This is a genomic window from Spirosoma lituiforme, assembly GCF_054776635.1.
Genome location: NZ_BAAHBO010000002.1, coordinates 224,679 through 241,454, shown reverse-complemented (window position 1 = coordinate 241,454; position 16,776 = coordinate 224,679). Strand labels below are relative to the sequence as shown.

At 51.7% G+C, this 16,776-nt stretch carries 15 protein-coding genes; 11 read left to right on the top strand and 4 right to left on the bottom strand.

The window, feature by feature from the left end; genetic code table 11:
- Positions 1 to 89: 89 nt before the first annotated feature.
- From glmM to ACYU87_RS09430, 3 genes are all read right to left on the bottom strand, one after another.
- A complete protein-coding gene (gene glmM, locus ACYU87_RS09440) occupies positions 90 to 1,490 on the bottom strand; it encodes a phosphoglucosamine mutase (RefSeq protein WP_461133816.1) in 1,401 nt (466 codons plus the stop codon).
- 112 nt (positions 1,491 to 1,602) lie between these two features.
- Positions 1,603 to 2,433: a transglutaminase family protein gene (locus ACYU87_RS09435; RefSeq protein ID WP_461133815.1), complete on the bottom strand. Its 831-nt coding sequence runs from the start codon at positions 2,431 to 2,433 to the stop codon at positions 1,603 to 1,605.
- Positions 2,434 to 2,522: 89 nt separating this feature from the next.
- On the bottom strand, positions 2,523 to 3,260 hold the full coding sequence (locus ACYU87_RS09430) for a peptidase (protein ID WP_461133814.1): 738 nt from the start codon (positions 3,258 to 3,260) through the stop codon (positions 2,523 to 2,525).
- A 318-nt stretch (positions 3,261 to 3,578) separates the two neighbouring features.
- Between ACYU87_RS09430 and ACYU87_RS09425 the strand changes: the two genes are divergently transcribed.
- Both ACYU87_RS09425 and ACYU87_RS09420 read left to right on the top strand, forming a co-directional pair.
- Complete coding sequence (locus ACYU87_RS09425) at positions 3,579 to 4,073, top strand: hypothetical protein (RefSeq protein ID WP_046574745.1); 495 nt, start codon at positions 3,579 to 3,581, stop codon at positions 4,071 to 4,073.
- A gap of 278 nt (positions 4,074 to 4,351) precedes the next feature.
- Positions 4,352 to 6,568, top strand: a complete 2,217-nt coding sequence (locus ACYU87_RS09420) for a SprB repeat-containing protein (protein WP_461133813.1) — start codon at positions 4,352 to 4,354, stop codon at positions 6,566 to 6,568.
- Positions 6,569 to 6,701: 133 nt separating this feature from the next.
- Here ACYU87_RS09420 and ACYU87_RS09415 read toward each other — a convergent pair whose 3' ends face one another.
- A complete protein-coding gene (locus ACYU87_RS09415; protein ID WP_461133812.1) occupies positions 6,702 to 9,203 on the bottom strand; it encodes a S9 family peptidase in 2,502 nt (833 codons plus the stop codon).
- A gap of 72 nt (positions 9,204 to 9,275) precedes the next feature.
- Between ACYU87_RS09415 and ACYU87_RS09410 the strand changes: the two genes are divergently transcribed.
- From ACYU87_RS09410 to ACYU87_RS09370, 9 genes are all read left to right on the top strand, one after another.
- Positions 9,276 to 9,611: a nucleotidyltransferase domain-containing protein gene (locus tag ACYU87_RS09410; RefSeq protein ID WP_461133811.1), complete on the top strand. Its 336-nt coding sequence runs from the start codon at positions 9,276 to 9,278 to the stop codon at positions 9,609 to 9,611.
- Positions 9,608 to 9,997, top strand: coding sequence for a HEPN domain-containing protein (locus ACYU87_RS09405; protein WP_461133810.1), 390 nt, complete (start codon positions 9,608 to 9,610; stop codon positions 9,995 to 9,997). Before ACYU87_RS09410 ends, ACYU87_RS09405 begins: the two co-directional genes overlap by 4 nt.
- A gap of 55 nt (positions 9,998 to 10,052) precedes the next feature.
- Complete coding sequence (locus ACYU87_RS09400; RefSeq protein WP_461133809.1) at positions 10,053 to 10,340, top strand: YciI family protein; 288 nt, start codon at positions 10,053 to 10,055, stop codon at positions 10,338 to 10,340.
- A 28-nt stretch (positions 10,341 to 10,368) separates the two neighbouring features.
- Positions 10,369 to 10,563 (top strand): hypothetical protein, encoded by a 195-nt coding sequence (locus ACYU87_RS09395; RefSeq protein WP_461133808.1) that lies wholly within the window; start codon positions 10,369 to 10,371, stop codon positions 10,561 to 10,563.
- A 34-nt stretch (positions 10,564 to 10,597) separates the two neighbouring features.
- Positions 10,598 to 11,287 carry a hexitol phosphatase HxpB gene (gene hxpB, locus ACYU87_RS09390; RefSeq protein WP_461133807.1) on the top strand — a complete coding sequence of 230 codons (690 nt, stop codon included), beginning with the start codon at positions 10,598 to 10,600 and terminating at the stop codon, positions 11,285 to 11,287.
- A gap of 35 nt (positions 11,288 to 11,322) precedes the next feature.
- On the top strand, positions 11,323 to 12,147 hold the full coding sequence (locus ACYU87_RS09385; RefSeq protein WP_461133806.1) for a PhzF family phenazine biosynthesis protein: 825 nt from the start codon (positions 11,323 to 11,325) through the stop codon (positions 12,145 to 12,147).
- Positions 12,148 to 12,604: 457 nt separating this feature from the next.
- Positions 12,605 to 13,729: a radical SAM family heme chaperone HemW gene (gene hemW, locus ACYU87_RS09380; RefSeq protein WP_461133805.1), complete on the top strand. Its 1,125-nt coding sequence runs from the start codon at positions 12,605 to 12,607 to the stop codon at positions 13,727 to 13,729.
- 93 nt (positions 13,730 to 13,822) lie between these two features.
- Positions 13,823 to 14,692, top strand: coding sequence for a monofunctional biosynthetic peptidoglycan transglycosylase (gene mtgA, locus ACYU87_RS09375; protein ID WP_461133804.1), 870 nt, complete (start codon positions 13,823 to 13,825; stop codon positions 14,690 to 14,692).
- 385 nt (positions 14,693 to 15,077) lie between these two features.
- The gene (locus tag ACYU87_RS09370; protein ID WP_461133803.1) at positions 15,078 to 16,751 is read left to right on the top strand and encodes a carboxylesterase/lipase family protein; all 1,674 of its coding nucleotides are present in this window, start codon (positions 15,078 to 15,080) and stop codon (positions 16,749 to 16,751) included.
- Positions 16,752 to 16,776 lie beyond the last annotated feature (25 nt).

Here is a 16,776-nt window from a genome sequence, read left to right as displayed (position 1 = left end):
CACAGGATAGGGGTTGTGGGTGGGCAACAAAAAAGGCCACTCTCTTCAGAATGGCCCTTGCGGATAAACGATGTATCGAACAAACAGGACTACAACTGCCGGTTTTCGGCCAGTACTTCCCGTATGTCATTAATAATCTTACCCGCCAAATGATCGGCGGTTGCCAGTGTATCTGACTCTGAATAGATACGAATGATTGGTTCCGTATTGGACTTTCGAAGATGAACCCATTCTTTATCGAATTCAATCTTAATGCCGTCAATGGTATTGATGGGATTCTTGGCATACTTGGCCTGAATGCGATCCAGCACGGCATCAACATTGATGTCGGGCGTCAGCTCAATCTTGTTTTTGGAAATGTAGTAGTTCGGATAGATTCGGCGCAGCATAGACGCAGACTTACCAAACTTTGCCAGATGCGTCAGGAAAAGGGCAATGCCCACTAGGGCATCGCGGCCGTGGTGTAAATCGGGGTAAATAATACCACCGTTGCCCTCGCCACCAATTACGGCATCTTTTTCTTTCATCATTTCTACTACGTTTACCTCGCCCACGGCAGAGGCAAAATGCTGCCCCCCGTGCTTCCGGGTCACGTCGCGCAGGGCAACCGTACTCGACATGTTGGAAACGGTGTTGCCGGGTTTATTTTTCAGCACATAATCGGCAACGGCAACCAGCGTGTACTCTTCGCCAAAGGCCGAACCGTCTTCGCAGATTAAGGCCAGCCGATCTACATCAGGGTCAACCACAATGCCCAGATCGGCGTTGCCTTTTTCCATTTCTTTACTAATGTCGCGCAGATTTTCGGGAAGCGGCTCCGGATTATGGGCAAAGTTGCCGGTGGGCTCGCAATGCAGTTTGGCGATCTGCTCAACGCCGAGTGCTTCCAGCAGCATAGGAACCGCAATGCCGCCGGTTGAGTTGACCGCATCAACCACGACCCGGAAATTGCGGGTGGCAATGGCATTCCGATCGACCAAAGGGAGGGCCAGAATCTGGTCAATATGTTTTTGCAGCCAGGTGTTATCGGCTGTGTACTTTCCTAGTTTACGAACTTCCGCAAAGTCGAAGGATTCACTCTCGGCGATGGCCAGCACGTCGGCCCCATCCTGCGCGGAAATAAATTCGCCGGTTTCATTGAGTAACTTAAGGGCATTCCATTGAATCGGGTTGTGGCTGGCTGTGAGAATAATACCGCCGGCTGCGTTTTCGCCGGTTACCGCCAGTTCAACGGTAGGCGTGGTCGAAAGGCCCAGGTCAATCACATTCAGGCCCAGACCCTGTAAGGTGGCAGCTACTAGTTTGGAGACCATTTCTCCCGACAGGCGACCATCGCGCCCAATAACAACCGACTGGCGTTCGGGATTACGTTGCCGGAGCCATTGACCAAATGCCGCTGTAAACTTAACAACATCCAAAGGGGTCAGTCCGTCTCCGCTGCGCCCCCCAATCGTTCCTCGAATCCCGGAAATAGACTTAATTAATGCCACGTTTTGGGTTGGGTAAAGAAATGTATATTAGCCTGCAAAGATAGTCGATGCGGCCTAAGCAATCGGTGTTCTGGCCTCCTAAAGTTCAACCAAAAAGGGCGCACAGACCTTGTTACATGAAAAACAACTCAGACCGTAAGGTTGAGTTAGCCCGGCCTTTAAACGTGCCGCTGATGGGCGCAGCTAACTCCGGCTTGGCCGTTGAGGTCAGAAAAATGTGCCGGTTCAGCACAAGCGAGCCCTCTGTCGGGTCAAATCCGCGCCAGCCAGCCCCCGGCAAATACACCTCAGCCCAGGCGTGCAGCTGGTGTTCCTGTTGCGGATTTCCGAACAGATAGCCGCTGACGAAACGGGCCGCAAGGCCCAGACTTCGGCAGGCAGCCATAAACAGGGTTGTGTAATCCCGGCACGAACCCTTTCGAAGGGTCAGTGTCTGCTCGGGAGGAAACGGCGCACCTAATTCCCGAATCTCATACGAGAATTTTCGCAGGGCCTGGTTCAGGGCGATCAGAAAACCCGTTGTCTGCCAGTTTGCCCCGGCCGCCAGTTCCCGAGCCCAGCTTCTGACGCGGTCCGAAACCCCTACCTGTTCCAGATAAGGCTGGAGCAGATCTTCGATGGCCGGCGGATAGCGAAAGGGCACCCGCTTGGTATCGAACGGATACAGCACAAAATCGAACGAATTGAAATCGTCGGACTGAAGTTCAATGTCAGCCGATACCCTGAGATGTTTCGTTGGGTGGTTGAAATAAACCAGTTGCTGAACATTTCCTTCCACGTCCACATTGCGGACCAGTCGCGCAGGTTTCGGGTCGATCAACAATTCATAATGCAGCAGCCGCTGGTAGGGGTAAGTCCGGGGGTACAGATAAAGCATTTGCGGACCCAGGGCCACAGGGCTATCGTAGGTGTATTCGGATTCGTGCCGAACGTGAAGCTGCATAATAGCCGATGTGTGGTATAATATGTATGATGTATTATATATGATGTTTACCCGGATTTAATATATCATATATAATACATCACAGTTCATCACTTCTTCGTAGAACGCACTTTCTCAAAAATAGGGTCCATCCAGTAAGTCGGTACTTTTCGAACCGAGTTGCCCAGCAAAGCACTCCACTGGTGAGAAATTTCGTCCATGTCTTCTTTCTCAAGCCGGTACTCCGTCATGTGAAAGCTATCTTTCGGATAAACCACCACGTCCAGCGGATAATCCACATCATTGGCACTGACGCGGGTGGCATCAAACGCCAGAAAGCCGATTTTCAGCGCGTCGGCCATGCTGGATTCGTACGATAGATTTCTGAACAACAGAGGTTTGCCGTACCCGGAATTGCCAATGATCTTAAAAGGCGATCCCTGATCTACTTCGACCCAGTTGCCCTCCGGATACAACATGAAAAGCTTATGTTCCTCGTCATCTTCCAGTTGCCCACCCACAATCGCGTTCAGGTTGAAGTTCAGGCCACTGGCGATAATAGACGTTTTGTCTTCCTGCGCCACTCGTTTCACCTGTTCCCCGAAGGCATTGACTGCCTTGTATAGTTTGTTGAACGAGCGATCCTGCTCGGCCAGTACTTCTTTAAAATAGGTAATCGCTTTATCGCGTACGGAACGCAAACCCGATGTCATGATAAACAGGGAGTGATTCTCGACCTCATGAACCGAAATTTTCCGGTTAGACGATACTTCGGAGCCCGAAGTCAACCGTCTGTCAGCGATGGCAACCAAGCCCGACGCGACTTTAATTCCTAAACAATATGTCATTCTGTGCAGTGGGAAAGCAACTCGTAAACCCAACAAATATACAGGTTGCCCACGTTTTTGTTCGATTTACGGGCCTGATTTCTCGAAAATGCTGGCGTATGCGTCCAGTCAACAGCTTACTTGAACTTACCAAAAAGAAAGCGCTTCTGTCTATTGATACCGGTGCCCGCGTCACAGAAAAACGGCCTTTCCAGGCTATTTACCAAGTTTGGCAAAACACTCAACTCACCGCTTTTTACGCTACGCGGGTTTGTTTTTGGATATTGATTGTGTTACTTTGGCAATCAGAAGGTGTTCATTCCCTCTGCCCATTTTATAATGAACTTTGACGACGAAGACGACGACGATAGCTTCATGGACTGGGATGGCTTCGATGAGGACTATGACCCTGAAGAAGCTCGTGCCGAAATGGAGGCCGAAAACCGGCGCATCAAAAATTTACCTATTCTTCGGAAAGCCAATGAATTAATGGAGTTGACGCAGGCTATAGTCGAAACCATTAATAAGGAGGAAGATGTTCTGATGATGCACGAGCAGATGCTGGCAAATGCTATGATGCTGGCGCCAAAAATTGTTGGTGCCGAAGGGGGTGATCTGTACACGCTACGTATGGAAAACGCGGTCATTATAAAGATGCACGCCCGTGAATTGCTGGCTCAAACGTCCTACTGCAAAGCCGAAAAGCTAACGCAAACGGCTTATCTGAACGTACTGCGGGAGGAAATTGAGCAGTTCAGGCTATTGTTCGTCGAATGGGTCAACAGCTTCGATAAAGATAACGATGCTCCGGATGACTGGGGTCTCTTTTACTGAATACGGCACGCGTTGATGCCGGGTTAATCAGTAAGGAAAATACATAAGCAGAAGGCCACCCGGGTATAATCCGGGTGGCCTTCTGCTTATAAAACCCTTTGTTTTTGCTACGTGCTTGCCGAAAACTAATAAAGTGGAGTTGCCTGCCTGCGGTTATGGCTGGTAAACTACATTTGTGCCATACTACTAACTTCGTTATGACGAGATATATACACGTTTTTGTCTTGGTCTTTAGGCTATTGAACCGAATACATGTAGTCTCTGTCGCTCTGTCACTCATGCTGGCCACTGCTGCGTGGGCAACCGACGATAACGAGAGCCAGACCCCAACTGTATTGACGGTATCGGTTAGTTCCGCAACCGTTTGTGCGGGTACCAAAACAGACTTAACCGCTTCGGGCTGTCCGGCCAACGGGGCCATCCGCTGGTCGACAGCTCAGACTGGAGCCACCATTACGGTAACGCCACTCCGAACAACGACCTACACCGCCATCTGCGAAGTACCTGCCACAACGGGTACCACGACCAGCACGAACGTAACGACCACCACGGCTACGGGCACTGTACAAGTCTATACGCCTATTGTGGTTACCCCCACTTCGTTATCTACGCTGTGTAACGGCGGGAAAGATGGTCAGGTAGCGATTAATGCCACCGGCGGAACGGGCGCGCTTCAATACCAATTTAACGGGCAACCTTTCCAGACAGCCAATACTACATTCGGTAACCTGACCGCGGGGACGTATGCTGTGGCGGTTAAGGACGCCATCGGGTGCGTTGCCCAGGCCACGATCGAGGTGAAACAGCCCCCGGTACTGAGCGTCAGTGTTTCGCCCGTACTACCGAAGTGTGTCGGTGGGGCAGATGGTGCGCTGTTAGCCGTGGCCTTTGGTGGGGTGGGTGACTATCGGTACCTCATCGATTTCGGAGCTCCTCAGGTAAGCGGCACGTTTATAAACCTGAAGGCAAACACAACCTATTCGCTGGGGGTGACGGATAAAAATAACTGTGTATTTTTTCAGGATGTGCGAATTGGCTCACCGGTTCCCTTCGATATTAAGCTGGAGACAAAGCCCGCCCGCTGTACGGGATCGGCCGATGGTATTGTTACGGTGTCGGCGACAGGTGGGGCAGGGGTATACCAGTATCAGTTGGGAACCAGTCCCTTTCAAACAGGGACCCAGTTTACGGGGCTGGCCGCGAATACGTATGAAGTAACAGTACTGGATGGAAATGGGTGTCAGGGGAAAAAATCGGTAGCCGTGTCGCAGCCTACCCCCCTACAATTGACCGCCGTTGCCGGAGCCGTCAACTGCTTCGGACCCAATAGCGGTTCCATCAACGTGACGCCAACCGGTGGAACGGGCGCAACGCAATATCAGCTGTCTACGGGCAAAGTGCCCCAAAGCAGTAACGTCTTCACTGGGCTTGCTGTGGGCAATTATACCATAATTGGTACCGACGCCAACGGGTGTAGCGGCCTCGTTTCGGTGGCAATCGGGAAAGCCGAACCGCTGAAGACTCAGGCTGTTTCGATGGCGGCTACCTGCTGTGTTTGTCCAACCGGCGCCGTAAAATTCACAACAACGGGAGGAACCGGCACGGTCAGGCAGTATCAGGTTATCGGGCAGGCTTATCAGACAGAGAATCAGATCAGTGGTCTTCGACCCAACACATACAGGTTTCGTGTAGCCGATGAAGCGGGCTGTACCGATTCTGTCGTAGTCGCGGTGACGGACGGAGCTGCCATAACTCTATCGACGGGTACGATCAAAGACGTAACCTGCCCGGGTGGTCAGGATGGGCAGGCAACAGTGCAGGTAGTGGGGGGAGCCAAGCCCTTTAGATTCTACTGGACTACCGAACGGCGGGATACACTGAAATCATTTACGGCTAGTCAGACCAGTCTGGCGCAGGGAACCTACACCGTAAGTGTCGTCGATAGTAATCAGTGCTCAACAAGTACATTGTTTGTACCCCTGAAAGCACTGAACCCGGAACCGGTCAAACCATTTATCAAACAAACGGGAAGCGCTACCCTGTCAACGGACCCCGCAACCGGCATCCAGTGGTATATTCGTGTGGGTGCTGAACCCGGCAAGGCGGTTCCTAACGCAACTGGATCTTCGTTGATTCCGCTTCAGAGCGGTCAGTACTATGTGGTTGTTACGGCCAATGGTTGTGCCTCGCCACCATCCGATTTTATCAATGTTGTACTGACGGCTCTGAATGAACCGGCGTCGCTACTAGCTGCCCGGGTTGTGCCCAATCCAATCACCGATCGATTGCGCATAGAGGTCGAGCAGGAGGAGCGATCGGCTATACTGGTTCAGCTACTCGACGCAGCGGGCCGATCCGTTATGGTACAACAAATTCCTCCTTTTACGGGCAAAAAGCAGTCCGAATGGCCGCTGACAGGCGTGGCTACCGGAAGCTATCTGTTGAAACTAAATGCCAACGTTCGCCAATCGATTCTTCGGGTGCTGGTGGAGTGACCGGTTACGGTGTTTGACTTGGGGTTGCCTACTGGATAGATGGTTCGTGAAGACACGAACCTGGAAAAACGAGTCCTCACGAACCATACTCCACGAAGGTATGGCCGCGTCAGCCAGCCACAAACTGAACCGTTTACAACCGCTCTTCGAACAGTTTCAGGATTCGTTTGTACTCGTCCATCCAGCTTGTGGGTTCAACAAAGCCGTGGTCTTCCATGGGGTAGGCAGCCACTTCCCAGTTGTCTTTCTTAAGTTCGATCAGGCGCTGCATAAGCCGAACGGTATCCTGAAAATGAACATTCACATCGACCATGCCGTGGCAAATGAGCAGGTAGTTTTTTAGCCCCTCCGCAAAGTAAATGGGCGAGGATCGACGGTAAGAGAGCGAGTCGTTCTGCGGTTCGTTCAGAATGTTGGCCGTATACGGATGATTGTAAGCGGCCCAGTCGGTAACGGGGCGCAGGGCTGCTCCGGCTTTAAAGACATCGGGGGTCGTAAACATGGCCATCAGGGTAATGAAGCCGCCATACGAACCACCGTAAATACCGATCCGCTTGGCATCTACCCCCTGCGTGTCAACCAGCCATTTGGCCGCATCAACATGGTCCTCCAGATCTTTGCCGCCCATATGCCGGTAAATGCCCGTGCGCCAGTCGCGACCGTAACCCGCGCTGGCCCGGTAATCGATGTCAAGAACGGTATACCCCATATCGGTCAGTAGGTTATGGAACATATACTCTCGCGAATATTGGCTCCACCATTTATGCGCGTTCTGCAAATAACCGGCTCCGTGCACGAAAACGACCGCTTTGCCAGTCGGCGTTTTCGCTTTATACAACCGGGCGTAAATCGGCTGCCCGTCGCGGGCCGGAATCGTGACAATGGTTGGTTCTTGCCAGGGGTAGGCCTTGAAGGCATCGGTTTGCGAACTGGTCAGTTTAATGGGCGTAGACACGCCAGCTGTCTTTGACGAAGCCGACCGGGAAGACATCTGTTCAGCGGTAGCGGATGCCTGCTGGTTAACGCCTACCAGGTACAACTCCCAAGGCTGGTTGGTCGACGAATACCGAACGGCCATCAGGGTTTCATCGGGTGATAGAATGACGTCGTTGGCCCCCGTCATGTTGGTCAGCCTTGTCCGTGCTGGCTGAGACGCTGTATTGTTTCCGTTACGACCACCGGCTACCGGCATCCGGTAAAAATGCTGCTCGCCGGGATGAACTTCGTTGGTTTGCAGAAAGAACTGGGTTTTATCTTTTGATAACTGCACCTGCTGTACCTCAAACTTGCCCGACGTTAGTTGCCGGCGTTCACCGGTTAAAGCGTTGATTGTGTAGATATGGGAGTAGCCGTCCGCTTCCGACTGAAACCAGAGCGTCTGGTTATCGGCCAGAAAATTCATGTTGCCCGGCGAGTTGAGCGAACCGATACCCGGTCCACCAATCCAGGTATCCTCGTGCTGACGGTCAAGTAGGGAAAGCGTCAGCGTTTCCGGTACGAAGCGCATGATCCAGCGATCTTTGTTATCCAACGACCGAACTACAACGACGCATACCTTCCCGTCATCCGACCAGACAGGTCCGTTGATAACGACCGGACGCGTCTTTTTGGCTGTATCCGCCTTCGTCTTGCCTGTCGACTGCAGATAAGCCGGTTTGTCCATAATACCCGGAATGTCTTTTATGGATACCGACCGAACCGTGTCTCTGGCGATGTCATACACGAAAAATTCCTGACTGGCAGCGGGAGCCCCCACTTTTGTCCGGCCCGGAATTTCTTCTGTATACCCTGATTCGGTGACGTAGTTGGGAACCTGTGTATTTTTTACGCCGGTTGCGGGCTTCGTCAAACGATACGTGACGAAACGGCCATCCGGGCTGAGTTGGGGATTAACGACCGTTTTGTCATCGAGGTAAATTTCCTTTGCCCGTTTGGGTCGGTCGGCCTTGTTGATTCGATCCGCTTCGTCCTTTTTCTCCTTGCGTTCATTCAGTACCGACGACAGGCGGAGTTGATCCTGTTTCAGAAATTTCTCTTCGTCGCTCAGTTTGGGATCGGCTTTTTTAGTGCCCGTCCGGAAATCAGTCAGTTGCGTCAGCTCACCGGTTTTCAGGTGGATGCTGAACAAATTGGACCCGCTACGCCGAAAGACGACCCGTTGTTCATCACCGGAAAAGGTGGGGTCGGCTTCGTTTTCAACGGTATTGGTTAACTGACGAACTGACCCTGACGTTACATCGAGCAAAAACAGATCGCCCTGCCGGTCGAATAGCCGTTGCGTATAGGCACGGTTATAAGCCGATGCGGGTGGGGTCGGCAAAGCCCGTCGCTCGCCGGGATTAACCTTTACCGGTTCTGAAGCTATTACCGTTTTTTTGCGGGAATCACGAAGAATAGTCACTTTGTACAGCGAATCGCCTTTCGTGGGACCGCCCTTCACCTGGCTGGGGTTCCAGGTAAAATAGAGCGTTTTGGAATCGTCGGACCAGAATGGGTTGGTTGGTGAGGTGCCGACCCATACTTTGGGGTCCTGCATGATGGTTTCGACGGTGAGTACAGATCTGTTCTTTTGTGAAGATTGTGCCCAAAGCGATGAGGCAGGCAACAGAAGTAACCAGTAAAGGAAGCGATTCATTGATGAACGACGGGAGAGATTGGTCAAAAGGTGGAAATTAGGAAGAAAACGGCGAAAGACTTACTTTTCGATATGAAAACGCGCATCAATCCGGCTATTGAACCCATGGTTCAGGAGTTTAAAAAGGTCTTGCAGGAGCTTTACGGGGATCGATTGGTCGATGTGGTGCTCTATGGCTCTTATGCGCGGGGTGATTACGATGACGAATCGGATATTGATCTCATGGTCGTTCTGACTGATGAAGTCGTTAATACCTATGCTGAGATACGTAAAATAACGGACATAGAGACCGAATTTTTATTGAGATACGGATTCGCGATCTCGCCCTTACCCGTCTCACGTAAAAAATACAAGGCTTCATATGGCGGAGTCTACCAAGAAGCGCGAAAAGAAGGATTAACTATATGAAAGAAGAAATAGATCGGTTTTTGGAACACGCGGTTGATGCGCTGGATGATGCAAATTATTTATATCAGGACGGACGTGTTCTAGCCTTAGCAAACAGAGCATACTACGCTATATTTTATTGCGTCTGCGCACTGTTAGCGTCTGAAAAAGTACATACTAAAAAGCACCAGGCTGCGCGTGCAAAATTTAGTGAGCTATTTGTGAAAACTGGCCGGTTTGATGTACAGGCGAGCAAGATTGTAGGAAACAGTTTTGCTGCCCGTCAATCAGCAGACTACGATATGGATTCATTTTTGAGTGATGTTGAAGCACAATTGTTGCTTGACGATGCCAGAGCATTCTACGCCCTTACGACGGCTTATTTTGATCGAAATCCGGTAGCGTAGCATTGGCTGGATATGGAAAGGTGGTATCTTGCTTACGGAAACAATTATTTGTTGGATGAAGTACATTGTACACGCTTATGATCATACGGATTCCGGTGCGCTTGACCGGCGCATGGCTGTTCGGTCGGCTCACCTGACGTATGTTTGTCAACTGAAAGAGAAGGGGCAGTTTGTGCTCGGAGGGGCGCTTCTCAGCCCTGAACAAACCATGATCGGGTCTATGCTTCTCCTCGAACTGGAAACAGAAGCCGACCTTCAGGACTACCTGAAAACTGATCCGTATATAGTGGAGGGTGTCTGGGAGAATGTGGACGTGAAACCATTCCGTCAGGCAGATGTATAACGGCCGAATCCACAAATTTCTACCCGCAATGCGCCCGCACCGATCACGAATTACCTGCCTGGTGGGCATCCTCCTCGTCCTTAGTTTAGGATCACTCTCGGCCTGTGGGCAGGAGAAAAAAGCAAAAACAGCCACGGTTCCCGTTGACACCACCATTGTTGACGACGATACACTTGAAGTCGATGACGTGTCTGGAATTAAACAAACAGAGCACGCCCGTTGATTAACTAAGTGTATAACCTAATACAGTACGAATTTTGATAGACGCAGCAATATTTGATATGGATGGGCTGCTGGTGGACTCTGAGCCCCACTGGCGTGCTATGGAACAGGTTGTGTTTGCTACCGTTGGCCTGCACCTGACCGATGACGAATGCAAGCAAACCACCGGAATGCCTATTCTGGAAGTTGTCCGGTACTGGTTTGCCAAGGCACCCTGGTCGGAGGAGGCCGCAGCGGGCCGTAGCCTCGAAAACCTGGCCGATGCCATCACCGACGGTGTGCATGACCGCATTGCCCGGCTAGCCGAACCCATGCCGGGGGCCATCGAAACGTTACAGTTTTTTGTCAGCCAGGGTATTCCAACGGCCATTGCTTCGGCATCGCCCATGAGCCTGATTGAAGTCGTGGTTAATCGGCTGGGCATTCGGGATTTGCTGACGCTCTGGCATTCAGCTACGCTGGAAGCCCGGAATAAACCGGCTCCTGATGTGTATCTGGGTACGGCCCGTAAGCTAAATGTATCGCCTGCCAACTGCGTAGCCTTCGAAGATTCGGGAAGCGGACTGAAGTCGGCTCATTCGGCGGGTATGCATACCGTAGCGGTACCGGCAGCGTTTGAGTATAATGACTCGAAGTTTGCTATGGCTGACGTCATTATACCGTCGCTGACTGCGTTTACCGCCGATACCTTCAGTCAGTTACAGACCAACGATCAAGCGTCCTAATTTCCTAAATCGTGCCCTGTGCACCCCTTAATCCTATGAGAATTTATCAACTTGATGCCTTTACCGACAAGCTTTTTGCTGGTAATCCGGCGGCTGTTGTGCCCCTGGCGGAGTGGCTGTCCGATGAGCAGATGCAGCGGATAGCCGCCGAAAATAACCTGGCAGAAACGGCTTTCTACGTCAAAACCGACGAAGAAAACACGTACCATATTCGCTGGTTTACGCCCACGGTAGAAGTTGATTTATGTGGCCACGCTACCCTGGCAACGGGTTACGTGGTGTTTTTCCTGGAAAATGAATCGCCTGAAAAAGACCAGATCTTTTTTAACTCCCGCAGTGGTCTGTTAAAGGTTTGCCGGGGCGAAAACGGCTGGCTTACCCTCGACTTCCCGGCTGATGTAGTACACAAAGCCAATGTACAACCACCCGCGCTGATAACGAGTATGGGCGTAAAACCAGTCGGCGTTTTCAAAGGCAAAACGGATTATATGCTGGTTTACGAAACGCAAGCCCAGATCGAAGCCTTGCAACCCGATTTTCGGGAGATGAGCAGCGTGCCAGCCCGGGGCGTTATCGTCACCGCGCCAGGACAGGACCAGGAGGGCGGATCGGTTGACTTTGTATCGCGATTTTTTGGGCCGCAGTCGGGTATCGACGAAGATCCCGTGACGGGATCGGCGCATACGACGCTGGTACCTTACTGGGCTGAGCGACTTGGCAAAACGGAACTGACGGCCCGCCAGCTTTCCAAACGGGGTGGTTACCTGCGTTGTAAACTCAACGACGATGGCGAGAACCCCGTCCGGGTTGATATATCGGGGCAGGTGCAGTTGTACCTGACGGGTGAAATCAATCCGTAGTCAATTTAGTTAGCACGTTTCAAACGTAGAGAGAGGCCGTACCACGGTTCTGAATCGTGGTACGGCCTCTCTCTGTAACGTGTTTTCGTTAATTCATGCCGTAGCCCATTACGCTTTTCTTCAGATAAAGCGTAATGGGCTATTTAGTTTTCTAATTTTAATTTGTAATAAATCTAAACAAGCTTACCTTTGCTCTTGTAAACGACTCCAGTAAATGACAACCGAGTTCAACTTTTCTGAGAATGCCGGTCCAGTAAGCGATGCTAAAGCGCTCGTTCAGACTAATCCATTTTTAGGTCAGGAATGCGTACTGAAAAAGTGCTGCAAGAAGTTCAAGAAAGGAAAACGTTGTAAAAAGTGCCCGGAATAACAGGAGCGGCTTCTCATAAAATTCAGCTTTGCGTCCTTTTCCGCTGCCCGGTGAACCCATCGGTTGCCTTTGTTGTCATTGAGGTAGATGCATCTCTATCTACACATACCGTTCTGCAAGCAAGCCTGCCATTATTGCGACTTCCATTTTAGTACTAGCCTGCGACAGAAATCGGCTCTGGTCGATGCACTCTGCACTGAAATCGCGTTGCAGAAAGACTATCTGCCCGGTCGAACGCTCGAAACAATCTATTTCGGCGGAGGAACTCCTTCGTTATTGACTGAGAGTGAGTTACGCCAAATTATTGCCGTTATACAAACGCACTTTACCGTGTTGTCCACGGCTGAAATCACACTCGAAGCCAATCCCGATGATCTGAGTCGGGAGAAGCTTACGATGTTGCGAACCTATGTGAATCGCCTGAGCATTGGTATACAGACGTTCGATGAAGCGACGCTTCGCTGGATGAACCGTGCCCACACCGCTACGGAGGCCGAAACCTGTGTTCGGCTAGCGCGGGAAGCGGGTTTTGAGAACATGAGCGTCGATCTGATCTATGGAATCCCCGACAGAGAGACAGCCCGCTGGCAGCTTGATCTGCAAAAAGTCCTTGCCCTTAATGTACCACACCTGTCGGCCTACGCGCTGACCATCGAGCCTGATACTGCTTTTGGCCGTTGGGAGAAAAAAGGAAAAATGCTCCCTGCCGATGAAAACCTTGCCGCCGAGCAGTTTGAGGAGTTGACAAAAGCACTGCGGGAGGCCAGCTACGACCACTACGAAATTTCCAATTTTGCCAAACCCGACCAGTACGCCCGGCACAACAGCGCCTACTGGCAACGTCGGCCATACCTCGGAATTGGGCCAAGTGCGCACTCCTACAACGGTCATTCGCGGCAGTACAATCTGGCTAACAATAGTCGGTACATGGCTGCTATCGGGCAAGGCGAACTTCCCGCTACGGTCGAAACGTTGACGATGGCCGATCAGGTGAATGAGTATTTATTAACCGGTCTCCGTACCAAATGGGGCTGTTCGCTCAGTGAGCTTAATGAACTGTCAATGAGCGATTTTTCCGAAAAACAGGCTCGCGATCTTACCGATATGTACGCAACGGGCTGGCTGTTACGCGATGGTGATCGTTTGGTGTTGACTGAAGCAGGGAAGCTTTTTGCCGATCGGGTGGCCGCTACCTTGTTTGTCGAGGACTAGATGTAACGCTTTTTCATAAATTGCCCGTTAATTCGTGGAAAGCGCGGGTTTACAACCATCGGCGTATTATTTTCGCGGTAAGCCTCTTCGTTTATGAACCCGCAACGCCCGGTCAACACTTTTCGTACTTCTCCACCGCCGATCCCTAGGCCTAAGTCCCCCAACGCGTCTGCCCAGCGAACGCAGCCAGCCAGTCGGAAACCCGCACCGGAAAAGAACGCTTCGTCGGGTAAGTGGGAGCACGCACGTCGCTTCATGCGCAAACACCCGCTCATGGAGCGGGCTTACTGGTTTGCGATCAAAGCGTTTCTCTGGCTTTTCTTCGGCTCGTTTGGTTATGTGATCGTTTTGAAATACGTGCCGGTCTGGGTGACTCCTTTAATCGTATCGCGCTGGATGGATACCTTCGGTACCGACGAAAGCAGCCAGGTTTACAAGAGATGGCGCCCGTACGATAAGATCAGTAAGGAGGCTGCGCTGGCGGTGGTATCGTCTGAAGATCAGGCTTTTCCAACCCATTGGGGCTTCGACTTCGATGAGATACAGGACGCTATAAAAGAAAACCAGACGCGCAAACGGCCACGGGGAGCCAGCACAATTTCGCAGCAGGTAGCTAAAAATGTATTCCTCTGGAACGGGCGCAGCTACATTCGCAAAGGTCTTGAAGTGTATTTTACGGCGCTGATCGAGCTGATCTGGGGTAAAAAGAGAATTCTGGAAGTGTACCTGAATGTAGCGGAAACGGGCCCAATGACCTTTGGGGTTGAGGCTGCTGCACAACGCTACTACGGTCATTCATCGGCCACGCTATCCCGCGACGAAGCCGCCCGGATAGCGGCCGTATTGCCTAATCCACGCCTGTTCTCCATCAAGAAACCATCGGCCTATATCCAGCGCCGGACGCGGCAGATTGCCCGGCAGATGCGCTACCTGGGCGGGCAGAAATACATTCGAAATTTGTAACAATTCTTTCGGATACTGAGGCCCGTTACGCATACTTAGCGCCTGAGGTTGGTTCGCCGATGCCATTTTTTAAACGTCACCGCTTCACGCGTACGGATCTGCCATTCAAGGACAGGTAGTTTCTCCCTACAGAGCATATAGGGGTCGGTTCGCCATACACTGTTCGTTAAGCGAAGCCTCCGGGTTCTTTGTAGTTCAACTCTTTTTTTCTTCCCTGCCGTTCTTCCTGCTGTAGGACGGGTCAGCTGGCTGACCATTGTATTGGTATAGATAGTAAAACTCCCCCTAAAACGTCTTTCCTGATAAGCTACATAATCGGCTGTTTTCACAATCGTAGTCTATGCTGGTGTACTTACTTTCCTGAACTTTTAACCAGAATGCCCTCATGAAACCGTCAAGACGAAATTTTTTGCAGTCGCTGGGCGTGGGAGTCGCCGGATTGACCGCATCCAGCCCATCCATCGCTTCAGGTCCGGCCAAACCCAAAACGGTAAAACCATCCGCAGATGAACAGGTACTGTTCGTTGGCGACAACATTGCGGTAGCCCAAACGGAATACGGCAAAGTCAGAGGCTTTATTCTCCGGGGGGTGCATCAGTTTTTGGGCATACCATATGGCGCAGACACGTCGGGGAAAAACCGGTTCATGCCCCCGCAGAAACCCACACCCTGGACAGATATTCGTCCTGCGCTCTGGTGGGGAAATTCGGCACCGCAAATCATGGAGAAACGGTATGCCAATCCGTATGCCTCGTTTGTCGATCACTGGAACTACGACGATGTGTCGGAAGACTGCCTTAAGCTAAACGTCTGGACACTAACGCTAGATACTCAAAAGCGGCCGGTAGTCGTTTGGCTGCACGGGGGCGGCTTCGTGAACGGAAACGCGATTGAACAGGATGGGTATCATGGCGAAAATATAGCCCGGCTGGGCAACATCGTTTTCTGCTCACTCAATCACCGGCTCGGTGCGCTGGGCTATACGGAGCTGAGTGCGGCTGGTGGCCAGATCGCCGGACCGCTTAAATCATCCGGTAATGTGGGTAATCTGGACATGGTGGCCGCCCTCGAATGGGTTAAGAACAACATCGCCAACTTTGGTGGAGACCCCAACAACGTAACCATTATCGGGCAGTCGGGGGGAGGAGCCAAGGTAACTACGCTCATGAATATGCCCTCCGCCAAAGGATTATTTCACCGGGCGGTGGCGCTGAGTGGCAGTTCGCTGTCGGGTACTAATAAAGAGTATGCCGAAAAGCTAGGACTCAAGGTGATGGAAGAGGCCGGGTTAAAGCCCGGCGAATTCGCCAAACTGCAGCAGATTCCCTGGCGTGACTACATCGATATTGCGAACCGGGCCGCTGAGAAAATGAGCGATGAAGCCAAACGACTTGGTCTCCTGCGCGGGGGCTTTTCGCCCGTAGCGGATGGGATAGCTCTGAATGAAGGCCCTTTCTTTAAAGACCCCAGTCACTTTTCGGCGGATATTCCGCTGCTGATCTGTTCGACGTTTCATGAGCAAAACCCCGACCGGACGGACGCCAGTCTGGAACGTATTTCGCTGGCCGAAGTAAAGGAAAAAATCAGACCCCGTTTCGGCGACAAGGCCGGCGAAATTGTGGATGCGTACGCGAAGAATTTCCCGAAGGCCCGTCCTATCGAGATCTGGGCGCTGGTCGTTTCCAACCGAAAAAATGCGGTTGCGGCCGCCGATGCAAAAGCCTCGCAACAGAAAGCCCCCGTTTATCTGGCCTGGTTTGGCTGGCAGCCTCCGCTGTTCGATGGCCGGATGCGGGCGTTTCACTGCGACGATATTTGTTTCTGGTTTTACAATACCGACCTGATGCTGACCCATACGGGGGGAGGTAAACGGCCCCGAGCGTTATCGGAAAAAATGGCGGGCGCGTTTATCAATTTTGTGAAAACCGGAAATCCAAACGGGGGCGGCTTACCCACCTGGAAACCGTACACGAGCCAGAACGGGGAAACCATGATTCTGGATGATTCACCGAGCCTGGTTAACGATCCGGACCGCGATGCCCGAAAAACATTGACTTAGCGAGTGAAAACGGCTTACCCGTAAA